General features: G+C 41.4%; 5 protein-coding genes. 2 read left to right on the plus strand and 3 right to left on the minus strand.

All coding sequences use genetic code 11. From position 1 onward, the window contains the following. Nucleotides 1-192 (plus strand): hypothetical protein (locus ACKPEB_RS05025; protein ID WP_408963737.1); only part of this gene is annotated, 192 nt, incomplete at its 5' end. On the opposite strand, the gene ACKPEB_RS05030 is transcribed toward ACKPEB_RS05025, so the two are convergent. Continuing rightward, the gene (locus ACKPEB_RS05030; RefSeq protein ID WP_408963738.1) at nt 189-449 is read right to left on the minus strand and encodes a hypothetical protein; all 261 of its coding nucleotides are present in this window, start codon (nt 447-449) and stop codon (nt 189-191) included. The two genes, ACKPEB_RS05025 and ACKPEB_RS05030, sit on opposite strands and share 4 nt — an antisense overlap. Then, a complete protein-coding gene (locus ACKPEB_RS05035) occupies nt 446-1,300 on the minus strand; it encodes a D-alanyl-D-alanine carboxypeptidase family protein (RefSeq protein WP_408963739.1) in 855 nt (284 codons plus the stop codon). Before ACKPEB_RS05035 ends, ACKPEB_RS05030 begins: the two co-directional genes overlap by 4 nt. A 95-nt stretch (nt 1,301-1,395) precedes the next feature. Between ACKPEB_RS05035 and ACKPEB_RS05040 the strand changes: the two genes are divergently transcribed. Continuing rightward, nucleotides 1,396-2,346, plus strand: coding sequence for an AEC family transporter (locus ACKPEB_RS05040; protein ID WP_408963740.1), 951 nt, complete (start codon nt 1,396-1,398; stop codon nt 2,344-2,346). A 41-nt stretch (nt 2,347-2,387) separates the two neighbouring features. Here the strand turns inward: ACKPEB_RS05040 and ACKPEB_RS05045 are convergent, their stop codons facing one another. After that, entirely contained in the window at nt 2,388-3,053 is a 666-nt protein-coding gene (locus ACKPEB_RS05045; RefSeq protein WP_408963741.1) for a class I SAM-dependent methyltransferase, read from the minus strand. Between the last annotated feature and the right edge of the window lie 415 nt (nt 3,054-3,468).

A 3,468-nucleotide genomic window follows, 5' to 3' on the forward strand; every position in this document is an offset into this window, starting at 1 on the left:
TGTCTATCATACCGAACGGCGTTTCTTTTCCACCCCTGCTCTAGCAGAAACCTACTATCAAACACATTTCCAAAGCCCCAATCTATTCTGGAAGGTAAGGGTTATGATTTAGATGCTGATACAGATTCGGAAACTGTAGCAGGCAACTGGACTCGCGATAATCTGGCCCGCTACTACTACGAAAAAAGCTAGCCCCGACAGGGGCTTAGCGCCCAGCCCCGGCCCGCCGCTAACTCACGAGTGGAGGCGGAAGTTCCCGCTAACCAATCAACTAATAAATTAGCACCTTGACCTTGAAATTGAAATAGATCTAACGTAGCGACACCCAATAAAAAACAAGTAATACTCGCGGGAATAAACGGCGAGATATTTAAAACCGGACTTAATAAAGCCGATAGGGTGATTGAGAAAACACTAATAGCAATTAAGTTTAAACTGGTGGTTCTCATCCGTTATTTTTCAGCTTTCTCGCTTTATAAAAGGTTTCCAAACTATGGCGATCGCCAACAAACCGCCAATGCCAAGGTTCATAACTCACTCCTTGGGGATTGTTCTTAGGAAAGGATAACTCAAAACTATAAAAAGGGGCATTCTCTTGTAACCATTGAAATGCCTCAGTTTGCTCAAAACTCACACTCAAATTAGTCGCCGGTCGATTCCCATCCCCAATATCAATAGCATAACCGGTATGATGTTCACTATAGCCTGGAGGGGCGCTGACTTCTGCTCGGGTCGTGGCGCCTTGTCCCCGTTGAGCTTTAATTTCAAAAAAGATCCCTTCCTGTTCTTTAACCGTACGAAAGGTTGAAATCGGAACTAAACTGACTCCACTAGCTCTTGCTTGTTGTTCCATTTCCAGATAAGCTTGGGCGGCAGCTTTGCGTAACCGATGAGATCCATCCTCGGTAATGCTCTCTAACTGTGTGGCTGGGGCTTCCTCGTAGGGAAGATGACCTAATAAATGATCCGGTAACGTTGGAGATGGAGTGGGGGAAACCGTTGGGGTGGGAGTCGTTGAAGCGGCGGGAGTTGGACTCCTAGACGAAGTTACAGAAGCTTGAGGTTGTACGAGGGGAATCTTGGGTTGGGAAGAGAGAATCCCAAATTGATAATTTAACGCTAAAGTCACACAGAACGCCACGACTCCTAAGCCTAACATTTTCCAGAAGAGTCCCGGTCTTGCAGAGGGTCGGGAGGAAGCGACAGCAACGACAGGAAGATCTCGGACAGCTTCTGGAATCTCTTCTGTTGATTCATCCGCGACAGTTTCGGTTTGTTTAGGCAGACTAGAATTCTTCAACGGCTTCACTCCTGCACATCCATTCAAGGCTGAATTTTATAATACGTCATATCGCCCCTAAACCGTCAACACCTGAACCGTTAATTTCTTATTGTATGTCTAATTCTCTAACTCAACTTTTAACTTTGTATGAATGGCTGATCGGCGGGGTTTTAATCGGATGGATTTTAGGTCGAAAACTACCAACTATTGTTCCTTATTATTTAGGTAAAATTTTATATTGGGTTATTGTTCCCATCGCGATTATTGCATTTTTAAGAAAAGCGGATTTATCCGGTTCGATTTGGATTGCTCCTTTAGTCGCTTGGGCTGCAATTTTCCTCGGCGCAGGATTAGCTTGGATGGGGTTACACTGGCAAAACCGTATTCCTAAATTGAATATTTTACCCCAATCTTTACCTGCTCAAGGCAGTTTTTTATTAGCTTCAATGGTTGGAAATACCGGATATATTGGTTTTCCTGTTAGTTTAGCATTAGTCGGCCCCCAATATTTCGGTTGGGCGGTCTTTTATGATGGTCTGGGAACAGTGATTGGCGCCTATGGTTTAGGGGTAGCTTTAGCGGCAAGATTTGGCATGGGAAAACAAGACCCTTGGCAATTAGTTCGAGTATCATTAACAAATCCGGCTTTAATGAGTATGGTGATTGGTTTAATGGTACGAAATATTCCCGTAGCTGCTCCGATAGAACAGGGATTAAAGGGTATTGCTTGGGGAAGTGTTGCTTTAACATTAGTTTTGATGGGAATGCGTTTGAGTCAGCTTAATTCTTGGCGTTATTTTCAACCCGCTTCTGTTAGTTTAGCTATCAAAATGTTAATTGTACCTTTGGTTTTAGGCTATGGCTTAATGCTATTGGGATTAACTGGATCTCCGTTATTAGTTTTAGTTCTGCAAATGGCAACCCCTCCCGCTTTTGCCACCTTAGTTTTAGCTGAAGCTTTTAATTTAGATCGGGAATTGGCTGTGACAAATTTAGCGATGGGTTCTACCCTGTTATTATTAACGTTACCCCTCTGGTTATTTTTATTTGGTCAATCAACTTGAAACACGGGGTTTCTATGATTCAAGTTTCTTGAATTATATTGTTATTTCGGATAGCGATAGGAACGTTCTGCTGTCCAATGGCGATCAGAAGATTGATAAATTCTCATCTTCTCTAAACCCGCAGACTCGATCAAATTAATGATTTCATCTAAAGTATAAGCCGCTTGTAAGGAGTCTCGAAATAATTGTTTCTGATGGTTGTTACAATCTCCCGCATATTGTTCGACTAAGGTATTGAGTTCGGTTTCACTACTAGGGCGAGTTAAATCTCTCAAAAATATTCCTCCCTGGGGTTTTAACACGCGCTGAAGTTCTTGAAAAAATAGCAAAGGTTCTGATAAATGGTGTACAATACTATTGGAAATAACCAGATCAAATTGATGATCAAGATAAGGTAACTGTTTCGCATCCACTTGTTCTAATTTGATTTGTTCCTGTAACCCCGCTTGCTCAATATTTTGATTGCCAATAAACAGCATATTGGCTGATAAATCTATTCCGGTAATTTGCCATTGCGATCGCTGTTTTGCAATTAAAATCGGAATCCGGGCTGTCCCCGTTCCTACATCTAAGATTAATCCGGTTTCTGGCCCTAATTCTAATGCTAATTCGGCAAATTCTTGATTGACTTGGGTAAAATCCATGGCATCATATTCGCTGGCTTCTTCCCAAGTATCCATGACTTCTACTTCTGGGATACGTTCCATAAGGGTGATTCTGATTCAGGTGAGTTCAGAAGTATTGTAGAAGTTCCGAACTTAAGAAAAGCAATGCACAAAATTATTATTTTGTCAATCCCCATAAGTTTTACCTGATTGGTTGGACTTAAAACTCGTGCATCGCTACACCTAAATTTTGTCAGAGTTTCATGACTTTTTACGAAAGAATCAAAGTTTGAGGATAGGGTTTTTAGGTTAAGTTATACTTCCCCAGATTTTCATTTTTCCATTATAGCCCAAACCCCCATAATTCCGTCAAGTAATTGCAACCCGTTTGCAATAACCTCTTGACAAAAATCGCGGTTTTTTCTCAAATTCTTTTAAAATTTAAAATTAGAATCGCATAAATATAATTTCTTATTATAAAACCGAAGCGATTAGACTCCCTACCCTACCCGGAGAA

Source organism: Planktothrix sp., from assembly GCF_046067725.1.
Lineage (GTDB): Bacteria > Cyanobacteriota > Cyanobacteriia > Cyanobacteriales > Microcoleaceae > Planktothrix.